17 protein-coding genes are annotated in these 19,975 nt (G+C 54.3%); 4 read left to right on the top strand and 13 right to left on the bottom strand.

Features of this window, described 5'->3' with window-relative positions; all coding sequences use genetic code 11:
- Positions 1 to 60: 60 nt before the first annotated feature.
- Positions 61 to 387 (top strand): type II toxin-antitoxin system HicB family antitoxin, encoded by a 327-nt coding sequence (locus tag SFC07_RS09305; protein ID WP_411207965.1) that lies wholly within the window; start codon positions 61 to 63, stop codon positions 385 to 387.
- Between the two features lie 71 nt (positions 388 to 458).
- Here the strand turns inward: SFC07_RS09305 and purT are convergent, their stop codons facing one another.
- Together purT and SFC07_RS09295 are read right to left on the bottom strand one after the other, a co-directional pair.
- On the bottom strand, positions 459 to 1,673 hold the full coding sequence (purT, locus tag SFC07_RS09300; RefSeq protein WP_411207964.1) for a formate-dependent phosphoribosylglycinamide formyltransferase: 1,215 nt from the start codon (positions 1,671 to 1,673) through the stop codon (positions 459 to 461).
- A 169-nt stretch (positions 1,674 to 1,842) separates the two neighbouring features.
- A complete protein-coding gene (locus SFC07_RS09295) occupies positions 1,843 to 3,132 on the bottom strand; it encodes an adenylosuccinate synthase (RefSeq protein WP_411207963.1) in 1,290 nt (429 codons plus the stop codon).
- Between the two features lie 119 nt (positions 3,133 to 3,251).
- Between SFC07_RS09295 and SFC07_RS09290 the strand changes: the two genes are divergently transcribed.
- The gene (locus SFC07_RS09290) at positions 3,252 to 4,103 is read left to right on the top strand and encodes a hypothetical protein (RefSeq protein WP_411207962.1); all 852 of its coding nucleotides are present in this window, start codon (positions 3,252 to 3,254) and stop codon (positions 4,101 to 4,103) included.
- On the opposite strand, the gene SFC07_RS09285 is transcribed toward SFC07_RS09290, so the two are convergent.
- From SFC07_RS09285 to SFC07_RS09255, 7 genes are all read right to left on the bottom strand, one after another.
- The gene (locus SFC07_RS09285; protein WP_411207961.1) at positions 4,100 to 5,275 is read right to left on the bottom strand and encodes an FUSC family protein; all 1,176 of its coding nucleotides are present in this window, start codon (positions 5,273 to 5,275) and stop codon (positions 4,100 to 4,102) included. The genes SFC07_RS09290 and SFC07_RS09285 overlap by 4 nt on opposite strands.
- Before the next feature lie 155 nt (positions 5,276 to 5,430).
- Entirely contained in the window at positions 5,431 to 6,465 is a 1,035-nt protein-coding gene (gene fbaA / locus SFC07_RS09280; RefSeq protein WP_411207960.1) for a class II fructose-bisphosphate aldolase, read from the bottom strand.
- A 259-nt stretch (positions 6,466 to 6,724) separates the two neighbouring features.
- Entirely contained in the window at positions 6,725 to 7,942 is a 1,218-nt protein-coding gene (locus SFC07_RS09275) for a glycoside hydrolase family 76 protein (RefSeq protein ID WP_411207959.1), read from the bottom strand.
- 126 nt (positions 7,943 to 8,068) lie between these two features.
- On the bottom strand, positions 8,069 to 8,740 hold the full coding sequence (locus SFC07_RS09270) for a TrmH family RNA methyltransferase (protein ID WP_411208016.1): 672 nt from the start codon (positions 8,738 to 8,740) through the stop codon (positions 8,069 to 8,071).
- Entirely contained in the window at positions 8,724 to 9,278 is a 555-nt protein-coding gene (gene pyrE / locus SFC07_RS09265) for an orotate phosphoribosyltransferase (protein WP_411207958.1), read from the bottom strand. Before pyrE ends, SFC07_RS09270 begins: the two co-directional genes overlap by 17 nt.
- 155 nt (positions 9,279 to 9,433) lie before the next feature.
- A complete protein-coding gene (locus SFC07_RS09260) occupies positions 9,434 to 10,825 on the bottom strand; it encodes a hypothetical protein (protein ID WP_411208015.1) in 1,392 nt (463 codons plus the stop codon).
- Between the two features lie 42 nt (positions 10,826 to 10,867).
- A complete protein-coding gene (locus SFC07_RS09255; RefSeq protein ID WP_411207957.1) occupies positions 10,868 to 11,692 on the bottom strand; it encodes a sulfurtransferase in 825 nt (274 codons plus the stop codon).
- Between the two features lie 147 nt (positions 11,693 to 11,839).
- Here SFC07_RS09255 and SFC07_RS09250 point away from each other — a divergent pair, with 147 nt between their 5' ends.
- Positions 11,840 to 13,252 carry an MFS transporter gene (locus SFC07_RS09250; protein ID WP_411207956.1) on the top strand — a complete coding sequence of 471 codons (1,413 nt, stop codon included), beginning with the start codon at positions 11,840 to 11,842 and terminating at the stop codon, positions 13,250 to 13,252.
- Between the two features lie 50 nt (positions 13,253 to 13,302).
- On the opposite strand, the gene SFC07_RS09245 is transcribed toward SFC07_RS09250, so the two are convergent.
- The 3 genes from SFC07_RS09245 to SFC07_RS09235 form a co-directional block, all read right to left on the bottom strand.
- Entirely contained in the window at positions 13,303 to 13,704 is a 402-nt protein-coding gene (locus SFC07_RS09245; RefSeq protein WP_411207955.1) for a DUF4265 domain-containing protein, read from the bottom strand.
- Between the two features lie 4 nt (positions 13,705 to 13,708).
- Positions 13,709 to 16,267, bottom strand: a complete 2,559-nt coding sequence (clpB, locus tag SFC07_RS09240) for an ATP-dependent chaperone ClpB (protein ID WP_411207954.1) — start codon at positions 16,265 to 16,267, stop codon at positions 13,709 to 13,711.
- A 367-nt stretch (positions 16,268 to 16,634) separates the two neighbouring features.
- Positions 16,635 to 17,993, bottom strand: coding sequence for a sodium/glutamate symporter (locus SFC07_RS09235; protein ID WP_411207953.1), 1,359 nt, complete (start codon positions 17,991 to 17,993; stop codon positions 16,635 to 16,637).
- A gap of 173 nt (positions 17,994 to 18,166) precedes the next feature.
- Between SFC07_RS09235 and SFC07_RS09230 the strand changes: the two genes are divergently transcribed.
- The gene (locus tag SFC07_RS09230; RefSeq protein ID WP_411207952.1) at positions 18,167 to 19,330 is read left to right on the top strand and encodes an NAD(P)-binding domain-containing protein; all 1,164 of its coding nucleotides are present in this window, start codon (positions 18,167 to 18,169) and stop codon (positions 19,328 to 19,330) included.
- Here the strand turns inward: SFC07_RS09230 and SFC07_RS09225 are convergent.
- A complete protein-coding gene (locus SFC07_RS09225) occupies positions 19,327 to 19,953 on the bottom strand; it encodes a LysE family translocator (RefSeq protein WP_411207951.1) in 627 nt (208 codons plus the stop codon). The genes SFC07_RS09230 and SFC07_RS09225 overlap by 4 nt on opposite strands.
- Positions 19,954 to 19,975: the final 22 nt, after the last annotated feature.

Below are 19,975 nucleotides of genomic sequence, written 5' to 3'. Positions count from 1 at the left end.
TCAACTTTGGTACTAAATGCAGGACCATAACTTCAAAGTTGTCGGAGCAGTTAGGCAAACATGGATTCGAATAAATTTACTTATCAAGTACTTTGGTCCGGCGAAGACCAAGAATTCCTTGCTACCGTTCTGGAGTTCCCTTCCCTTTCCTGGCTCGCGAAAACCCGCCAAGATACCGAGAATGGCCTGGTTGAGCTGGTAGTTGAGGTTCTGGAAGATATGGCACTTAATGAAGAGTCCATCCCTCAGCCTTTGGGCGAGCGCACCTTCTCCGGGAAATTTAATGTGCGAACTTCCAGTAGCTTGCACCGAAAGCTCGTTCTTGCGGCAGCGTCGGAGGGAATTTCCCTCAATGCACTTATTAATCAGAAGCTCTCAGCTTCTTAAAACACCAAAGGTGGGGTCCCCTGTGTTGGAGACCCACCTGCTGTGAGGGGGCGTCGAAAAGCGCCTTGAAGTTACTGCGCGGGGTGGACCTTAATGGCCGCCGCAGCCAGGGTGGCGCGGTCGCGAGCTGCAGAAACGTTCTCTGCGGTGGAGAACACCACGCCCATGCGACGCTTGGTGAAAGCCTCGGGCTTGGCGAAGATACGAACGTCAGTCTCGGCAACCGCAAGCGCTTCAGCCAGGCCGGAGTAGCTCACGCCGACTTCGTTGATGCCGCCATAAACTACGGCAGAAGCGCCGGGGGAAACCAGGGTGACATCCACTGGCAGGCCCAAAATAGCCTTGGCATGCAGCTCAAACTCGGAGAAGCGCTGAGTGCCCATGGTGACCAGGCCGGTGTCGTGTGGACGTGGGGAAACCTCGGAGAAATAAACGTCATCGCCGGAGACAAAGAGCTCCACACCAAAAACGCCACGGCCGCCCAGCGCATTGGTTACGCGCGCCGCCACAGAGCGAGCATTTTCCAGCGCACGCGGGGTCATCGCCATGGGCTGCCAGGATTCCACATAATCGCCATCTTCCTGACGGTGACCAATAGGCTCGCAGAACCAGGTGGCATCCTTGCCGGTGGTGGGATCAACCGAACGCACGGTGAGCAGGGTGATCTCATAATCAAACTCCACAAACTGCTCTACGATAACGCGGGCATTGCTCACGCGCGCACCACTCATGGCGTAATCCCAAGCCTGCTGTAGATCATCGGCGGACTTCAACACAGATTGGCCCTTGCCAGAAGAGCTCATTACTGGCTTAACCACATTGGGGTAGCCCAGCTTGGTGGCTGCCGCTTCAAATTCTTCAAAGGTGGAGCAGAATTCATAGTTTGAGGTGGGTAAACCCAATTCCTCCGCAGCCAGGCGGCGAATGCCCTCACGGTTCATGGTGAGTTTGGTGGCACGTGCGGTTGGAACGACGGTGGCGAGGCCTTCTTCCTCAATCTTGAACAGCTCATCGGTGGCGAGTGCCTCGATTTCTGGAATTACAAAATCGGGCTTAATTTCCGTGACCAGGCGACGGATTTCCGCTGGATCGCTCATATTAACGGCATAGGCAAAGTGAGCTACCTGGTGTGCTGGCGCGTTTTCATAACGGTCAACTGCGTGGACTTCAACGCCGAGACGCTGGAAAGCAATGGCTACCTCCTTACCCAATTCACCAGAGCCCAGCAACATAACCTTGGTGGCATTGGGGCTGAGCGCGGTGCCGATTTTTTCTGGAATGTACATGTGTTTCTCCCTCGCAGAAAGTTAGGTTTCAAGCTCACTTTATCGGAGCTGGTGGGTTGGTAGATCCGTGCGGATTAAATAAAAAACAATCCCAGCGCAGTTCTTGGTGAATGCGCTGGGATTGTCATAAGGTCTGCTTGTTTCTGCTAATGCCTAGAAAATTTGGCTACTAGCTAGCAAGCACATCGTGCAGAACGATGGTCTGGTCGCGACCAGGTCCAACACCGATGTAGGAGAAGCGGGCTCCGGAGAGTTCCTCCAGGCGACGGACATAATCCTGAGCCTTTTGTGGAAGCTCTTCGAAGGTCTTGCAGTTGGTGATGTCTTCGTCCCAAGCAGGCATGGTCTCAAAGATTGGCACTGCATGGTGGAACTCGGACTGAGTCATTGGCATTTCATCGTGGCGGACGCCATCAACGTCATAGGCCACGCAGATTGGGATTTCACCAATGCCGGTGAGCACGTCTAACTTGGTGAGGAAGTAGTCGGTGAAGCCGTTTACGCGGGAAGCATAACGCGCAATAACGGAGTCATACCAGCCACAACGGCGCTTACGGCCGGTGTTAACTCCCACCTCGCCACCAACGGTCTGCAGGTACTCGCCCCACTTATCAAAGAGCTCGGTAGGGAATGGGCCAGCGCCAACGCGGGTGGTGTAGGCCTTGATAATGCCCAAAGAGCTGGTGATCTTGGTTGGTCCCACACCGGAACCAACACAAGCGCCACCAGCGGTGGGGTTAGAGGAGGTTACGAAGGGGTAGGTGCCATGATCAACGTCAAGCATGGTGGCCTGGCCACCTTCCATGAGCACGTGCTTACCCTCGTCGAGAGCCTCGTTGAGCACCAAGGTGGCGTCGATGACCATTGGACGCAGACGATCGGCGTAGGAGAGGAAATACTGCACAATTTCCTCTGCAACGATGGCCTTGCGGTTGTACATCTTGACCAAAACCTGGTTCTTCACATCGAGTGCAGACTCGATCTTCTGACGCAGGATTGACTCGTCGAAAATGTCCTGGACGCGGATACCCACGCGCGAAACCTTATCGGCGTAGGTAGGGCCGATGCCACGGCCGGTGGTGCCGATGGCGCGCTTGCCCAGGAAGCGTTCCTGAACGCGGTCCATGATCTGGTGATATGGAGCAACAAGATGTGCGTTGGCAGAAATGCGCAGGCGGGATGCATCCGCACCGCGAGCTTCTAGCCCATCAATTTCCTCAAAGAGAGCCTCGAGGTTGATAACAACACCATTGCCCAGGATTGGGGTAGCGCTGTCTGAGAGGACACCGGCAGGAAGGAGCTTGAGCTCGTACTTCTCACCGCCGACCACAACAGTATGTCCAGCATTGTTGCCGCCATTGGGCTTAACCACGTAGTCGACGAGTCCGCCGAGAATATCCGTGGCCTTACCCTTGCCTTCATCGCCCCACTGGGCGCCGACAATAACGATTGCAGCCATTGATTTACGTCACATCCGATCCGTGAAGTAGGAGTATGCACGCGTGTGCGCACACAGACGTTATTTCATCTTACTAGGCAATGGATAGTTTTTAATCATTGCAATACTAAGCTTGCGGTATGCGTCTTGTGGTCCTGCGTTGTGATGCTCCTTCAATAAGCGATTTTTCCGCTGCTCCGGTCCCGCCGGAGGTGCATGATCTCCCCGCAATTCCTTCCCGGCGCGATCTACGCATGATCGATGATGCTGCTTTTGATGTGCTCCCGGTGGACCCCACTCCATCCCTCGATGACATCGCAAAACAGCCTGATGTGGCGCACCTCGGCGCACCCCAGTTTGCACCCCAGCGCCCCGATCGCCCTTTGCGCATTGTGGTTATTGGTTCCGATGCTGCTCTTTCTGCAGTGCTCACCCGCCTCATGCGTGCCGATAATATGTGGGCGGAAATCGGCTTTGTGCCGGTTGGTGCTTCGGTGGCTGCCACCAGTTGGGCTCTGCCTGCTTCCACTCAAGAAGCGCTTGATTTTGCGCTCACCCAGGCCGTGCGCCCGGCGCCACTTATTCGTGATGACGCCGCCGTCGCCGTGGCTGGTGCTGCCACCATCACCAACTGGGACAATGGCGAGATCACCGGTGAAATCATTGTTGATGATCATGTGCAAATTCACCATGAGGCTGGCTCCAAAATCCCCCGTCGCGGCGTTTTTGGTACCCGCCTGGTGCCAATGCTGGATGCCCCTGGAATCGCGGCGGTCACCATGGACACTCCCCTGCCCGGGGCCGTTGCCTCCCGCGGCCTTTTCCCGCGCAAGTCCGGCACCGTTATTGCAGAGAGCTTGTCGACGGGGCGAGCTTTGCAGGCTGGCGGCCTGTCCCTCCGGGTCCAGGTAGATGGCACCTCACGCAAAAGGCCGGTCGAAAGAGTGACTTTCTACCGGCACTTACGTGATCTGCAAATTGTGCGCCCTTAGGCTTCATCCTCTTCATGCCACACTTCCGGCGGATAAGCCGGGCTGTCTGAGGTAGGCACCAACACTGCCACTGCGGATTCGCGGGACATGCCGCAAATCTGCAAAAGGTCAACGATGATGGAGCGCGACTGCGCCAAAATCACCTGTGCAGAAAGCACATTGCCTGCAGAAACCTCAGGTCCAACTCGGCTGCCCAACTGGCGCAGGCGACGTACCAGTTCCGGGATCTCAATGGCTTCACTAATTTCCTTGTGGCGCTCATAAAGATCAGAGAGGTGCAGGGAAATATCTGCGATTTCCTCAATGATTTGTACCTGTTCTTCGCTTACAGAATCGCCGTCTTCTGTCAGTACCACCGCGCGACGGGCCAAGACGCGGGCATTACGCACCACATTGTCCACCGGCCCCAGGATCCTGAAAAGCGATCGAATACGTCCTTTATCTCCCCATAGAAAAGGAGAAATAGTGGTCATCTCTTTACCTGAGGAGGCTGCGGTATTGAGCTTATTCACCGAGGCTTGGGATTTACGCAGCGCTTCCAGCGCGTGATTAAGTTTGGCCGCGTCCTGAGCGCGCAGTGCATCTGCCACATCATCCAACACACTGGAGGCAATGCCCAGCACATTGGAAATCTGGTGGCGTCCGGCATTAAGTGGGGAGGTCGGCAACAAAGCAATGACCAAGATACCCACGCCACCACCAATAAAAGCGTCAACCATGCGGTCTACGCTACCACCATTACCAGGTGGGAAGATGGTTGCGATCAAGATGCCACCGATGGCCATTTGGTTGCTCACCAGTGGCGCTGGGGAAACAAAAGAAGCCACCAGCAGGGCTAGTCCCACTACCACAAAGATTTGCCAATAACCAGTGCCAATTTGCATTACCAGCAAGTCTCCCAGGCCAACGCCTAATGAACAGCCCAGGGTGAGCTCAGTGGCTCTTTTAAGGCGATCACCACCTGAGAGTCCGAGGATAATGACCGCGGCCATAGGGGCGAAAAATGGTTCAGCGTGATTTACCACTTCTACTGCGATGAGGTAGGCAACGCCAGCACCAATGGCTGAATGCAAAATAAAGAACAGACGCGACCGTACCCGCAGAACCCTATTGCGCAGGGATTTATCTAGCTCTGACAGGCGCGCGACTGTCCCGAGTCTCTTCTTCGGCATTGCCCCAGATTAGCGATTCTTTAAAGGCCAAGCATTATGACTCCCCCACATGCCAAACCCCCGATCTAGCCCCAACACTCACCGCTAATGTGCGGCGGGTGAGGGAAGCTAAAACGGGGGTTCTAGGTGCTATTTCCGGGTAATGGGGAAATAGTTTACTTAGCGGTGGTCTTACCCACAGAGTGGAGATCCTGGCAAGCCTCGAGCACGCGCTCGGACATGCCCTGCTCTGCCTTCTTCATGTAGGAGCGAGGGTCATAAACCTTCTTGTTGCCAACTTCGCCGTCTACCTTGAGCACGCCATTGTAGTTCTCGAACATGTGAGAAACGATTGGGCGGGTGAAAGCGTACTGGGTGTCGGTGTCAACGTTCATCTTGATGACGCCATAACGCAGTGCCTCTTCGATCTTTTCCTTCTCCGAGCCCGAGCCACCGTGGAAAACGAAGTCGAATGGGAGTGCTTCGTCAGAAAGACCAAGCTTCTTGCGAGCAACCTGCTGGCCCTCAAGGAGCACCTCTGGACGCAGCTTGACGTTACCTGGCTTGTAAACGCCGTGGACGTTACCGAAGGTAGCAGCAAGCAGGTAACGGCCTTTTTCGCCGGTGCCGATTGCGTCGATGGTCTTCTCAAAGTCCTCAGCGGAGGTGTAGAGGTTTGCGCCAGCCTTAGCTTCAACGCCGTCCTCTTCGCCACCGACAACGCCGATTTCAACTTCGAGGATGATGTTGGCGGCCTTAGCCTTAGCCAGCAGCTCCTGAGCGATCTCCAGGTTCTCAGCGATTGGAACAGCGGAGCCATCCCACATGTGGGACTGGAAGAGTGGAAGCTCGCCGCGGTTTACGCGCTCCTGGGAGATAGCGATCAGTGGGCGGACGTACTCGTCCAGAACTTCCTTCTGGCAGTGATCGGTGTGCAGGGCAACGTTGATGCCATAAGCCTTGGCTGCTTCGTGTGCGAAGGCAGCAAGTGCGACTGCGCCCTTGACCTTGTTCTTTACCGCTAGGCCGGAACCGAACTCAGCACCACCGGTGGAGAACTGGATAATTCCGTCGGATTCAGCCTCTGCGAAGCCCTTAAGAGCTGCGTTGATGGTTTCCGAAGAGGTGCAGTTAATGGCTGGGAAGGCGAAGCCGCCTTCCTTAGCGCGATCGAGCATCTCGTTGTAGACCTCGGGAGTTGCGATAGGCATAGAGTGTCTCCTCCAAAAGGTGACTGTTGCTGAACAATATGTTTATGACAACCGCTTCTGAAGTTATTTCAGGCGCGGAGTGTGCAAGCCACAAAGCCCCACAAGAAGATGTCCGATCATTTCCGATCAGACAGGGTATGTGGTCTTAATGACTGCCTACCGTTAATTATGCCTGTATCACTCAGATTTTGCCCTGTGATATTTCACCAGACCGAAGAATCTTCTAAAATCCCAGGTCAAGCCTCCACTCCAATGGGGGTTAGAGGCTTCTTCCAGTGAATTCGCCCTCATTACCGTCGAGTTTTTCTACTACACGTGCTGCGGCTTCCATCAACATCCAACCGGACAATTGTACGGAAAGGTCACGTTCATCCACGCGCACCACACTGACCAAATCATTAAAACCAGAGGAGCTTAAGCCAAAGTTTTGTGGCAAGCGGGCATCCGTGGTCCAGTCGGTAGCAAAAACGGGCAAGCCATCAACTTCCAAGCGGTGATTCCACACGCTTTCGGCTGATTCCATGACCATTCGAGCTGCCAGCTTCTTGGTTTCACGGTTGCTGGGGGAATCATCAGGCAAGCGCACTGCCACATCGGCAAGATAGCGGACCAAAATTCCCTTAAAAAGCCCACCATCGCCGTCGCCGGTGTTCCAGTCAATTACGCCGGTAGAGTTGGTCATCTTCCGGGAAACTGCACTCACCAGCGCTTGGATATGGGCAAAATACTTCCACGCATCTTCTAGCTTGTCAGCTTCGCTCCAGCTCTCTACGGTGGTGCCACTGACTCCAGCACGTTCCTGCAGTTTAAGGCCAATTTCCAAACATGCACCCAGCGCTACACCCTGGCAATAGGGATGAATATTGGTGACCAGCTCGGGGCCGTGCATACGCATGCGCAAACCATCCATAACCAGACCATCAGCGTCGATAAGCGTGTCAAAGATCCAGTCGGTGATTTGGCGAGCTTCTTTAAGTCGGCCAGTACGCGCCATCATGATCGCCGCAGGACCATTGGAGGGAACGTTATAAAAGGTCTCCCCCGAACGCCAAGGAAGTACGCCTGTGAGGGAATCAATACCAGCGATAATATCGGTTTCTAAAGGCGCCAAGCCCTTAGGAGCACGAACTTTACGCACCTTGCCAGCACGCTCCATGGCCAGCGCCAGCCAGGCTTTGTCATCGTAATAGCGATTGGTGGTGAGCTTTTTAACGTTGCGGACGGAAATGCCCCGCATGGTATCGCGAATACGATCTCGGCGTGCTTTGGTGGTGCGCCTGCGCGCTGCATCAACAAGACAATCTAGGTAATGCGCCTGCCACCAATAATGCCAGTGGATAAAGAGTTTTTCTTTGGCGTTCGCCGGCCACGCCACATGCCCCAGGTTGGTGCGGGGAAGTCCCCACACCCGGGCAGCATGGCGCTCATTAATGGCGGATTCCGCCAAGTCAGCTCTATTGACCCATTTGTGTATCACTGAAAGTTTCTACGCTCCGATGCCGTCTCGCTGGGGTGATGTAGAGATCACTCTAGATACCAGAAGTATAACGAAGGACTAACAATGCGGAAGTAGAAACAATCTTTACAATCTACCCCCAGTCACCTACCATGCGTGGGATAAATCAGCGTGCTGGCGAATCCAAGCATGCATCGCAATTCCGGCGGCCACACCAGCGTTAATGGAGCGAGTGGAACCAAATTGCGCGATGGAGCATGTCATCAATGCACCTGCCCGCGCAGCCTCGGTGACACCCGGGCCTTCCTGCCCAAAGAGCAGCAGGCATTCCCGTGGCAAGGTTGCGGTCTCCAAAGGTACTGAACCTGGGGTGTTATCAATGGCCACAACAGTGAGTTCATTGCGGATTGCCCAGGTCAGCAGGGATTCCACATCTGGGTGGTGCATAAGATGCTGGTAGCGGTCAGTCACCATGGCGCCACGACGGTTCCAGCGGCGACGGCCCACAATGTGAACGGTATCCACGGCGAAGGCATTGGCTGTGCGCACCACGGTTCCGATATTGGCATCGTTTTCGAAGTTTTCGATAGCGATGTGTAAAGGATGGCGGCGCTTGTCAATGTCTTTGACGATGGCTTCGCGGGTCCAGTATCGATAAGCATCCACTACATTGCGGCGATCGCCCTCGGTGAGCAGGGTTTCGTCGAAAAGCGGGTCTGTAGGCCGAGGTACCCCGGGGTTTTCCTCTTCCCAGGGACCTTTACCCACGCGGCTTTCGCCCCACTCCGTGGGGCCGGGGGTGTTACTTGAGTCCAAGATCTTCAAGACCCAAAAGGCTGCGGTAGGGCAGGCCAGCTGCGGCAATAACTTCATCGGCACCGGTTGCACGGTCAACCACGGTAGCTACGCCAACAACCTCGATGCCCTCTGCGCGCAAGGCTTCAACTGCGGTGAGCGGGGAATTTCCGGTGGTGGTGGTATCTTCCACCACGAGCACCTTCTTGCCGGTGAGATCTGGTCCCTCAATACGGCGCTGCATACCGTGCTTTTTAGCCTCTTTGCGGACCACAAAAGCGTTAATATCCCGGCCTTCAGCGTGCATAATTGCGGTGGCCACTGGGTCTGCACCCAAGGTCAAACCGCCCACGGCGTCATAATCCCAATCCGCGGTAGCCTCACGCAGCAGCTTGCCGATCAGGCGGGAAGCACGCGCATGCAAGGTAGCACGGCGCACGTCGATGTAATAATCAGCCTTCTTGCCGGAGGAGAGGGTGACCTCTCCATGAACTACGGCCAATTCCTTAATTAGCTCCGCTAGCTCAGCACGAGCGGCAGCATCAATACTTGGAGCAGACATCCAAGGCCATCCCTTCCGATAAATCCCAATAATCTTTCTAAAACTCTTAAGTCCAAGCATAGAGCCTGGGGTGGACACCACCTGCCACCACTTAGGTTTTAGCAGATAGAGCACCATTTTTAGGCGTTTAAGACTGCCCGCTTAAGCCCGTCCGTTTAAGACTGCCATGGCTGGGGAGGCTCATTGCTCTCAGGAGCATCCTCAAAAATGGAGGATTTGCCATTCAAATCACGCACCACGCGAGTGCCATAAAGATCCGAAGGCGCTTCGGGGCGTCCATCAGCAATGGATTCCACCGCATCTGCGCCCAGCGAACGTGGCTCCACCACCCCACGACTTTCCTGATGTCCGCGAACTGGCATCTGCAAAGGCTCTTCCGGACGAATAACCAGTGGCTGCGCCAAATCAATTTCTTCAGGTTCAACGGTCTGCGCAGGTTTTTGCGGTGCCTGTGGTTTGAGGCGAGTGGGCTCAATCAGCTTCAAATCCACCTCCACTTTGTCGGTGGAACGCGGTGGCAAAGTAAAGGAAGCATCGGTAAGCAGCGCCAGAGGATGCAATATTTCTTCCCAGTCCTCAGCAGTGGAACCCTTAATGGTTTCCGCAAGCACCCATTCCGATTCCATCCACACCGCGGTCACCGCCTCTGGCATCGCCTCAAAAGCTGCCAAAACACGTTCATCCACAAAGCGCTGAGCTACCCCGGCACCATTGCTGAGCAGGCGAAACTCCGACACTGTGGCGATCTCCACCAGGTCCTCAGATTCTTCACGCTCCACATCTGGGGTGTACTCGCCCCGGCGCGCATCAATAACAATGTCGGAATTGGTGCCACGGCGCATAGCCATCACGGGAATCCCAGCTAGATCCACCAAATGGGTTTCATAACCGGCAGCCATCCCGCTGACCACATCGCGAGCCACGGCACCAGTCGAGGCTGCTCCCCGCGACCATTCATCAGTAAGGAAGGCGTCTTCCTTAATAAAGTCAAAGTTGTGGCGCGCAGCCCAGTGCTTGCGTTCGCGGCGTTGGGAGCCCGGCAAAGAATTCAAAAAAGAATGCTTTTCGACGCCCCTCAGTTCGCCATCCGCCGCAGCCGGGGGCTCCACCGTATCCAGGGGTTCCTCCGCAACCTCGGGAATGGGGGCGGGTGCAGGAGCTTCTGCTGGCTGCTCAAATTGAGCAGCGCTTACTTCTGGAACTGCAGCTAGCTCTGCTTCGGCAGCAGTATCGAGTTCCTCAAAGTCATCTTCATAAATATCAGCAGCGCGGTCGGGTTTGACTGCACGCTGCGGTGGTGCGGGAGTGTCCTCCACGCGCACCACCTGCTGCGGCGCAGTTTGATCCCAGGCTTGCACCTGCTGGGGAGCAGCTTCTTCTGCAACAGATGATGGTTCTTCCTCATAGGAGGAATCCTCATCCACTGCTGCTTCAGAGGCCGCTGTTGCGGGGCGCGCGGGGCGACCACTCTTGGCTGCGTCTGTACGCCAAAGAGCAACACCGGCCATCAAAATTAAGACGGCGAAAACCAACACCAGAATTTCCATCACACCTGACACCTTACTGGCTGTTGGCTTTCAAACCGAGGTTTAGGACTCCACCGGGTTTTTAGGGTTGGCGCTCCACTGGGACCAGCCAGCAAAATAATGTGATGCACCGGTGATTCCTGCATGCTCCATACCTAACAAAACTTGGGAGGAGTGGTTGCCGGAACCGGAGTAAACAATGACATTTTCGCCACTTTGCACCCCTACGGCAGCGAAAATCTCTCGGATCTCTTCCGGAGTTTTAAAGGTATTATCCGCATTGAGCAGCGAACGTGCGGGCACATTAATGGCACCAGGAATATGTCCAGCTTTAAGATCCAACATTTCATGGCGGCCGGCAAAACGATTGGCATCACGCGCATCAATCAGAATACCCTCGTGGTTCCTGACATCTTCCATGGTTGACACCGGCATTTGGCCAGGGTTGGGGCGCACATTGCAAAAATGAGGGAAGTTGCCCGGTCCACCTGCATGGCCGAGGTTGTGTTCCTCCCACTTTTGGAAACCACCATCAAGGAATTTCACATTTGGCATGCCTGCCCAGCGCAAAACCCACCAAGCGCGAGAAGCATAGAGGCCACGGCCTTGGTCATAAACCACAATATCGCGGTCAGTATTAAGGCCCCAGTGGCGGAAAGAACGTTCAAGCAGCGCTAAGCGTGGGAGTGGATTACGGCCATCTGCAGAGGAAGGAAGGCCAGCTAGTTCCGTAGCGGGATCGCAAAAAATTGAGGTTGGGATGTGTTCCGAACAAAAAACTGTGCGGCCTGCTCCTTCAATAGGAGCCCAAAAAGCCGCGAGGACGGTGAGTTTTTTAGCAGCATGGATTGATTCAGCAAGGTCGGATGGAGACATCAACACTGTCATGGTTAATGAGCCTATGCGTATTTTTGCGCTCTCGCAGTGGAAGCTATCTTGAGGCGATTCCCCGGTACCAGGTGGCGTACTCCTATGTGGCCGTATATTTTTAGTTAGAAACTTTTCTGCACTCCCATACCCGCGGAGGATCCCTTAGTGAAGACCTTTCACAATGTTTTGATCAACACCATGATCTCCAATGTCACTACCGGCTTTTTATTTTTTGCCCTGGTGTTCTGGATTTATTTGGAAACCCACGATGTAGCTCTCACAGGCATTGTCAGTGGTGTCTATATGGGACTTATTGCTTTAAGTTCCATCTTTTTTGGCACGGTAGTGGACCATAATCGCAAAAAGTCCGTCATGGTCTTTTCTGCTCTTATCACCTTGCTCTTTTATGTTCTGAGCGCTGTGGTGTGGGTGGTGTGGATGGATACCTCAAAGCTGAGCACCACCTATGTGCCTCTGTGGTTTTTTATGAGCTTCATCATTATTGGCTCCATCGTGGAACATATGCGCAATATCGCCTTGTCTACTGTGGTGACCTTGCTGGTTCCAGAAGCTGAACGCGATAAAGCCAATGGTTTAGTTGGTGCGGTACAGGGTGTGGGCTTTTTGGTAACCAGTGTTATTGCCGGTGCTGCCATTGGTTTCCTAGGTATGGAAGCAACCATGTGGATCTGCGTGGCACTGTCCTTGGTGGCACTCATTCACCTGCTGCCCATCAAAATTGCCGAGCCTGAAATTGTCACCCACACTGATGCCCAAGCTGCGGTTCAGGAAGCCACGGCTCATGAGGAAGGCGAGGTAGCAGTCCCCACTGCTGCTAGTGATCTATCCATTGTGTCTAAAGGCATTGATCTTAAAGGCTCAATGAAAATCATCCTCAGCGTGCCCGGTCTGTTGGCGCTGATTCTTTTTGCCTCTTTTAATAACCTGATCGGTGGTGTGTATTCGGCACTCATGGATCCTTATGGTCTTGAGCTTTTTAGCCCGCAGGTGTGGGGCTTGATGTTGGGTCTAAGTAGTTTGGGATTTATTGCCGGTGGCGGCATTATTTCCAAAACTGGCCTAGGTAAAAATCCGGTTCGTACCTTGCTCTTAGTAAACCTGGGTGTCTCTTTTATCGGAATTTTCTTCACCCTCCGCGAGTGGTGGTGGCTCTATGTGCTGGGCATTTTTGTCTTCATGGCTATCACTCCCGCTGCTGAGGCTGCCGAGCAAACAATTTTGCAGCGAGTGGTTCCTTTCCGCCAACAAGGTCGCGTTTTTGGTTTGGCCATGGCGGTAGAAATGGCAGCTAATCCCCTCTCCACTGTGGTGGTGGCCATCGTTGCAGATGCCTACCTTATTCCGTGGATGGAGGGTGCTGGTGCCGATTCCATCTGGGGCAGCATTTTGGGCAGTGGAGACGCGCGAGGAATGGCGCTGATGTTTGTTATTGCGGGCTTCATCATGCTGATCATGGTGGTGTTGGCACTGCTTTCACCTTCTTATCGCAAGCTCAGCGCTTATTATGCGGCGAGCAGCCAAGATATTGCAGAAGCAGCAGGCTCAACAACTAAATAACAAAAAATCTCCTGCTCAGCAGTTCAATTTCAGAACTGAGCAGAAGATTTTTATAGGGCCCGATAAATGATCCCCTGTGCGTGAAGATCATCAAGCAGGATCTCTAATCCATGGGTTGGGGAATCTGGGGCGATATTAACGGTGAGCATTTCGGACATGGGCGCCTCCACGTACAACCCCAGTGCCTCCAATTGGGCCTGGACGTGCACGGCGGCGATGGCGTCGACAAGCACCCGGAGGGTTTTATTGCCACCGGCAACGGCAACGCTATGAAACTCCAAGACTTCATCAACGCGGTGTGCGCACACGACGTCTCCGAGGGCGCAGTCTTGGGCGACCGCCGGGAGGGTTACTACCAGGTAATAACCCTCTGCCAGCGGTTCTACACTGACTTCCTCAGATTCCACTCCGGGAACCTCTAGGGGAATGCGCAGCGTTTCCCTGTGCGCCACCTACTTAGACCTCGCGGGAAACGTCAAGTTTCTCGCCTCCGTCGGCGACGTCGACAAGCACGCCATCGCCATCGCGGATATCGCCGGCCAGCAGAGCCTTGGCCAGGGTATCGCCGATGGCCTGCTGAATAAGGCGCCGCAATGGACGAGCACCATAGGCTGGGTCGTAGCCGCGCTCTGCCAACCAGGACTTTGCGCTATCGCTGACCCGCATAGTGAGGCGACGTCCGGATAGGCGCTCAGCCAGCTGCTGAATCTGGATATCAACAATGCTGCGCAGCTGCTCCTGGGACAGTGGATCGAAGGTCACCACATCATCAAGACGGTTAATGAACTCCGGCTTGAAGGCACGCTTGACGGCGTCCATCATCTGCTCCTTGGTACCACCGGCACCCAGGTTAGAGGTCAAAATCAAGATGGTGTTGCGGAAATCAACAGTCCTGCCCTGGCCGTCGGTGAGGCGGCCTTCATCAAGAACCTGCAGCAAGATATCAAAGACATCGGAGTGAGCCTTCTCCACCTCGTCGAAAAGCACCACCGTATAAGGGCGACGGCGCACGGCTTCGGTGAGCTGACCGCCCTGGTCATAGCCGACATATCCCGGAGGGGCACCGACCAAACGGGCAACAGAATGCTTCTCACCATATTCCGACATATCAATGCGGATCATGGCGCGGTCATCATCAAAGAGGAATTCCGCAACGGCCTTGGCCAGCTCGGTCTTACCCACACCGGTAGGTCCAAGGAAGAGGAAGGAACCGGTTGGGCGGTTAGGATCGGCGACCCCGGCTCGTGAACGACGCACAGCATCAGAAACTGCGGTAACAGCTTCCTTTTGGCCAACCACGCGGTTGCCCAAAACGCGCTCCATATTGAGCAGCTTCTCGGTTTCACCCTGCATCATCTTGCCGGCTGGAATACCAGTCCAAGCAGCAACAACCTCAGCGATGGTATCGGGAGTGACCTCCTCAGAAAGCATGGAGTTTTCATTAACACCCACCTTGCTTTCTGCCTCTTCAACTTGCTTTTCCAGCTCTGGGATACGGCCATAGCGCAGCTCAGCTACGCGGCCATAGTTTCCTTCGCGCTCGGCAATATCAGATTCAGAACGCAGTGCTTCCAATTCTTCCTTGATTCCGCGCACATCATCAATGGCGGTTTTTTCATTCTGCCAACGGGACTTGAGCTCGGAGAGCTTTTCACGTTCATCGGCTAGTTCTGAACGCAGGCGCTCCAAACGCTCCTTGGATGCAGCATCTGTTTCCTTGGTCAGTGCTACCTCTTCAATTTCCAGACGGCGTACCACGCGCTCAAGTTCATCGATTTCCTGTGGGGAGGAATCAATTTCCATGCGCAGGCGTGATGCTGCCTCATCGACCAAGTCAATGGCCTTATCTGGGAGGAAACGGCTGGTGATATAGCGGTTGGAAAGCTCAGCTGCGGCAACCAGGGCGGAGTCCTGAATGCGCACACCATGGTGCACCTCATAGCGCTCTTTAAGTCCACGCAGAATGCCAATGGCATCCTCCACGGAAGGTTCGCCAACATAAACCTGCTGGAAACGGCGTTCCAGGGCGGCATCCTTTTCGATGTACTTGCGGTACTCATTCAAGGTGGTGGCACCAACCAGGCGGAGTTCACCACGGGCCAGCAAAGGCTTAATCATATTGCCAGCATCCATGGCGGACTCACCGGAAGCACCGGCACCGACGATGGTGTGCAGCTCATCAATAAAGGTAATGACCTCGCCGTTGGCACCCTTGATTTCATCAAGTACAGCCTTGAGACGTTCCTCAAATTCACCACGGTATTTGGCACCGGCAACCATGGAACCAAGGTCCAGGCTGATTAATGTCTTGCCCTTCAGGGATTCTGGGACGTCACCTGCCACAATGCGGCGTGCCAGGCCTTCAACGATGGCGGTTTTACCAACGCCTGGTTCACCGATTAGAACTGGATTGTTCTTGGTACGACGGCTCAGCACCTGCACCACGCGGCGAATTTCCTGATCACGGCCGATAACCGGATCAATCTTTCCTTCACGTGCCAATTTGGTGAGGTCAGTGGAGTACTTTTCCAGAGCCTGGAACTGGCTTTCCGGATCTTGGGTGGTCACGCGCTGGGAACCGCGAACCGATGGGAAGGCAGCCTTAATTGCCTCATAGGTTGCACCCTTTGCCTTCAATGCATCTGCAGCGTCGGACTTGCCACGCGCAATACCTGCAAGCAGCACCTCGGTGGACACATATTCATCGCCGAGCTCACCCGCAAGCTCTTGAGCCGCAGTAAAAGCGTTGAGGGCATCCCTATTGAAATTAGGGTTAGCCATATTAGTGCCCGAAGCCTTGGGGTAGGTTCCGACCAAACGCTGTGCCTCTGCAAGCACAGCCTTGGGGTCAACACCGGCAGCGGTAAGCACGGGGGAAGCAACACCATCAGCCTGTTCCAGGATGGCTACCAGCAGGTGTGCGGGGCGAATATCAGGATTTCCAGCGGCAGATGCTTGTTGCAGAGCCGCCTGAAGTGCCTCATTGGTTTTGGTGGTTGGATTGAATGAACTCATGTCATTGCCCTTTCTGTCTCAGGCGCCAACCTTTATCAATGCAGGTAAACGCCTATTTTTTCGTTCTCTACTAGTTATAACGCATAAATAGTTGAGTCTGTTCCACTCAAGTCTAAAAAACTTTAAAAAACTTTTTCAGCAAACTTGAGCGGACTGGAATCAAGCTTAGGAAATTTTCCCCACTTTAGCATCAGGGTCATCCCCCAAAGTAGTCCGCAGCACGCCTCGGCGCCCGGAGTGCGCCTTTAACCTTGCGCTTTTCGACGAACACCTAATGCTCCCACCCCGCAGGCATAAGAAAAATCCCAGCGGCACCTATTTTTAGGTGCCACTGGGATTACAAAAATATGGAAGGGGCCGAAGGGCGCTACTCCACTTCTACCGGAGTGCCTTGACCTCGCACATGGCCACGTTCTGGCAGCCACTTGAGCGCCCAGGCCAGCACCATAATGACAACTGCAAGCAGCAAAGTAGCCCAGCCAAGTCCCATGGTAAAACCAGAAATAACAGCAATTGGAGCAATAATTGTCATTCCGATTTCAAAGGGAGCAAAGCCAATATACGCAACACCATATTCATTAAGGGTGCCCGATTTCAGCTTAGGATCAACAATCTTCAGCAGTGCAATGCCGGTTGCCACTGCAGCTGTTGCCCAGCCCCAACCAAAGATGGCGCGTTCCAGCCATTTTTCACCGAAGAAGCGGGGAGCCACCCAGAAGAAAAAGAAACAGCAATATGCCACACCAGCAACAAAAAGCACGACTAGCGGAATCCAATAATCCGCAATCGCAGCAGGAGCAATCGAGGCAATGCCGAAGGCAATGAGGTAATCAGTTGCTGCACCAGAAACGGAATTCACGGTTTCACGGTCTAGATAGTCCGGCTTTTTCAGCAGGCGCATAAGCACCATACCAGCGATACCAACCACAAAAGACATGGCAAAAAGTGGGATGGATACAACTGGGAAAATGTCCTTGAGCCAGCCATTGATGGCATAGGCGATGGCCACGGTGAGGAAGATAATTCCCGCATGCAGCGCTAGTGGCTCAATAGCAGATGGGTTAGTGCTGGCCTTGCCAATTGAAGGGCGCTCACTGAGCTTGTCAATATATCCAGAGCGCAAATCCCAGGGCAGCTTGGCTGGCATAGCAGCGGTTTTGCCTTTTTTAATGCCCCAGGCGGTGAAGATAATGCCGCCAACGATGGCTGCGAAAGTTCCCACCGTTGCTGAGGTGAAGCCTAAGGAAATTGCGGCCTCTGCTCCGGCTGCTTCCAAGGAGGTGCCAACAGCTGCTGCGGTACCAAAACCACCCACAAAACCAACTGGCAACATCATACCAAACCAGTCTTCGGTGCCCCACACAGGCTCAAAGAGGTAAAGACCGAGCAAAATAAATAGTCCCCATTGGCCCACAAACATAGCAGTTGAGAAAGCCCACATATTTTTCACACCTGCGCGTACCCCACGATCAAATTTCATGGAATAGGGCATGGCCGCAAACACGATGGCAATCAACACTGTGGTGTAGGTGGAAATATGCTCTGACCATCCAATCCATCCCAGAACCTTAGGACCCAATACCATGCCGATTAATCCGGCGGTGATAGAGGAAGGAATAAGGAGGGTGTGGAAGAAAGGAACTTTGCGGCGCAAAATGCTGCCAATGAGCATTAGTCCCGAGATCCACCCCACATCCAAGATCAAACTGTACGGTGTGTACTCCATACCCAAAACCACTTCCTTCCACTGTTCTTGGCTTTTAAACCTAAGGAAACCTGTTTGGTTTCACACTTGGATGTTTTGAAATTTGTTCAACAAAACACATTGACTTTAGTCAAGTGATCTCCATCTTCCATATTCCCTTAATGCATCAAGAAAATCCTGCTATGATTGTTGACATGTCAAGTACCTATGATGCAATCATCATCGGCGCAGGCCAGGCGGGACTTGCAGCCGGCCACGAACTTGCCCGACGCGGTCTAAAGCCCGGAAAAGACTTCCTCGTTCTCGATTCCAACAAAGGCCCCGGTGGCGCTTGGCGGCACCGTTGGGATTCCCTCACCCTCGGCAAAGCCCACGGCATTGCCGATCTCCCAGACCTAGCCATGAAACGGCCCGACCCCTCCATCCCAGCATCCATCCTGGTCACCGAATATTACGATTCCTATGAAAAGGAATTTGATTTCCAGGTTGTACGCCCCGTCAAGGTCGCCCAAGTCTCACCCACCAATGCCACCGACCCCACCTCCCCTCTCCGCATCGAATCCACAGATGGCCGCGAGTGGCAGGCTCGCTTCGTGCTGAACGCCACCGGCACCTGGACTAACCCCTATGTGCCTTATATTCATGGCATCGGCAAATTCCCAGGAAAGCAACTCCACACCGTGGGTTACCACAAGGCCGAAGACTTCCAGGGACAAAAAGTACTGGTTGTCGGCGGTGGCCTTAGCGCAGTGCAGTTCCTGTTAGAACTTGAAGACTTCGCCGAAACCATCTGGGCTACCCGCCGACCCCCAAACTTCACCACTCGTGAATTTGATTCCGGCTGGGGCTTAGCCGTGGAAAAAGCCGTGCGCGAACGTACCTACAATGGCAAAGCCCCTGCCAGCGTGGTGCGTACCACCGGCATCCCGCAGCTGCCTGATTATCTGGCAGGTGTGGAACGCGGATTGATTGTAAGCCACGGCATGTTTGATGAGATCACCCCTACCGGCGTGATTTTTGGCGAGCCCCATGTCACCACCACCTCCGAAGGCCTGGGTCCATCTGCAAACTCCACCTTGGCCGTGCCGGAAAGCTGGGACCCCTACCCCGCAGGCACTCACGTCGACGTAGACGTGATTTTTTGGAACACCGGGTTCCGCGCCGCCTTGCGCCATCTCGCGCCTATGAAATTGCGTGGCAATGGCACTGGGCGTGGCATTGAAATGAGCGATGAGGTCAGCCCCGCCGCTGACCGCCGTGTTTTGCTCGTGGGCTACGGCTCCACTGCCTCCACCGTGGGCGCTACCCGCGCCGGACGTGTTGCCGGCAGGGTCACCGCCCAGCGGCTTGGCCTTTAAAGCTTGTCGACGAAAAACTGCACCAACAGCATCACGCCCAAACCAATCATGACAATGCCAGAAACAATACCCACTACCTGCGCCGCCCGAGGCCTCTTTTTAAGAATGGCAGCAGCTCCAAACCCCACTGCAAAATAAATAATCGCACAGTTTAAAAGGTGCATAATTCCAAGGCCTACCATCTGGAGACCAACCGGCCAGGCGGCTGCAGTGTTAACAAATTGAGGCAGCAATGCCAGGAATAAGAGGAATACCTTGGGATTGAGCAGGCTAATGCCAATTCCTTTGGCAAAAAGTTTCCCACCGCCTATTGGAGCTGCCTGTCCAGTGAAGTCTGGAGCTGAATGGTTTCTCAACGCGCCAATGCCCAGCCACACCAAGTAGAGCGCCCCGGCGGTAGTGAGGAGGGTCATCGCCAAAGGTGAAGCGGCAAGGATAGTGGCCACACCTGCAGCGACAATTAGCGTGGCAAAAAAGTGGCCAGTGAGCATGCCGGAAACTGCGGGCACCACCGCAGTACGCCGGCTAATTCCGGCAGCGATGGCATACGCCCAGTCCACCCCGGGTGTAAGCACAAATAACATTGACACACCCCAAAAAGCGAGCATTAGCTCAAGATCCACAAGATATTCCTTCCACGCTTTC

Origin of the sequence: Corynebacterium callunae, assembly GCF_046592015.1 — a bacterium.
In the GTDB taxonomy this organism is placed as follows: Bacteria; Actinomycetota; Actinomycetes; order Mycobacteriales; family Mycobacteriaceae; genus Corynebacterium; species Corynebacterium callunae_A.
Note: the sequence above shows the minus strand (reverse complement) of the source record. Positions and strands in the feature narration are given on the sequence as shown.

What these genes read in the sequence shown, in the direction of transcription:
- SFC07_RS09305 (WP_411207965.1), top strand. Translation starts at nt 61, where the DNA reads ATGGATTCGAATAAATTTACTTATCAAGTACTTTGGTCCGGCGAAGAC.
- purT (WP_411207964.1), bottom strand. Translation starts at nt 1,673, where the DNA reads ATGTACATTCCAGAAAAAATCGGCACCGCGCTCAGCCCCAATGCCACC.
- SFC07_RS09295 (WP_411207963.1), bottom strand. Translation starts at nt 3,132, where the DNA reads ATGGCTGCAATCGTTATTGTCGGCGCCCAGTGGGGCGATGAAGGCAAG.
- SFC07_RS09290 (WP_411207962.1), top strand. Translation starts at nt 3,252, where the DNA reads ATGCGTCTTGTGGTCCTGCGTTGTGATGCTCCTTCAATAAGCGATTTT.
- SFC07_RS09285 (WP_411207961.1), bottom strand. Translation starts at nt 5,275, where the DNA reads ATGCCGAAGAAGAGACTCGGGACAGTCGCGCGCCTGTCAGAGCTAGAT.
- fbaA (WP_411207960.1), bottom strand. Translation starts at nt 6,465, where the DNA reads ATGCCTATCGCAACTCCCGAGGTCTACAACGAGATGCTCGATCGCGCT.
- pyrE (WP_411207958.1), bottom strand. Translation starts at nt 9,278, where the DNA reads ATGTCTGCTCCAAGTATTGATGCTGCCGCTCGTGCTGAGCTAGCGGAG.
- SFC07_RS09260 (WP_411208015.1), bottom strand. Translation starts at nt 10,825, where the DNA reads ATGGAAATTCTGGTGTTGGTTTTCGCCGTCTTAATTTTGATGGCCGGT.
- SFC07_RS09255 (WP_411207957.1), bottom strand. Translation starts at nt 11,692, where the DNA reads ATGACAGTGTTGATGTCTCCATCCGACCTTGCTGAATCAATCCATGCT.
- clpB (WP_411207954.1), bottom strand. Translation starts at nt 16,267, where the DNA reads ATGAGTTCATTCAATCCAACCACCAAAACCAATGAGGCACTTCAGGCG.
- SFC07_RS09235 (WP_411207953.1), bottom strand. Translation starts at nt 17,993, where the DNA reads ATGGAGTACACACCGTACAGTTTGATCTTGGATGTGGGGTGGATCTCG.
- SFC07_RS09230 (WP_411207952.1), top strand. Translation starts at nt 18,167, where the DNA reads ATGTCAAGTACCTATGATGCAATCATCATCGGCGCAGGCCAGGCGGGA.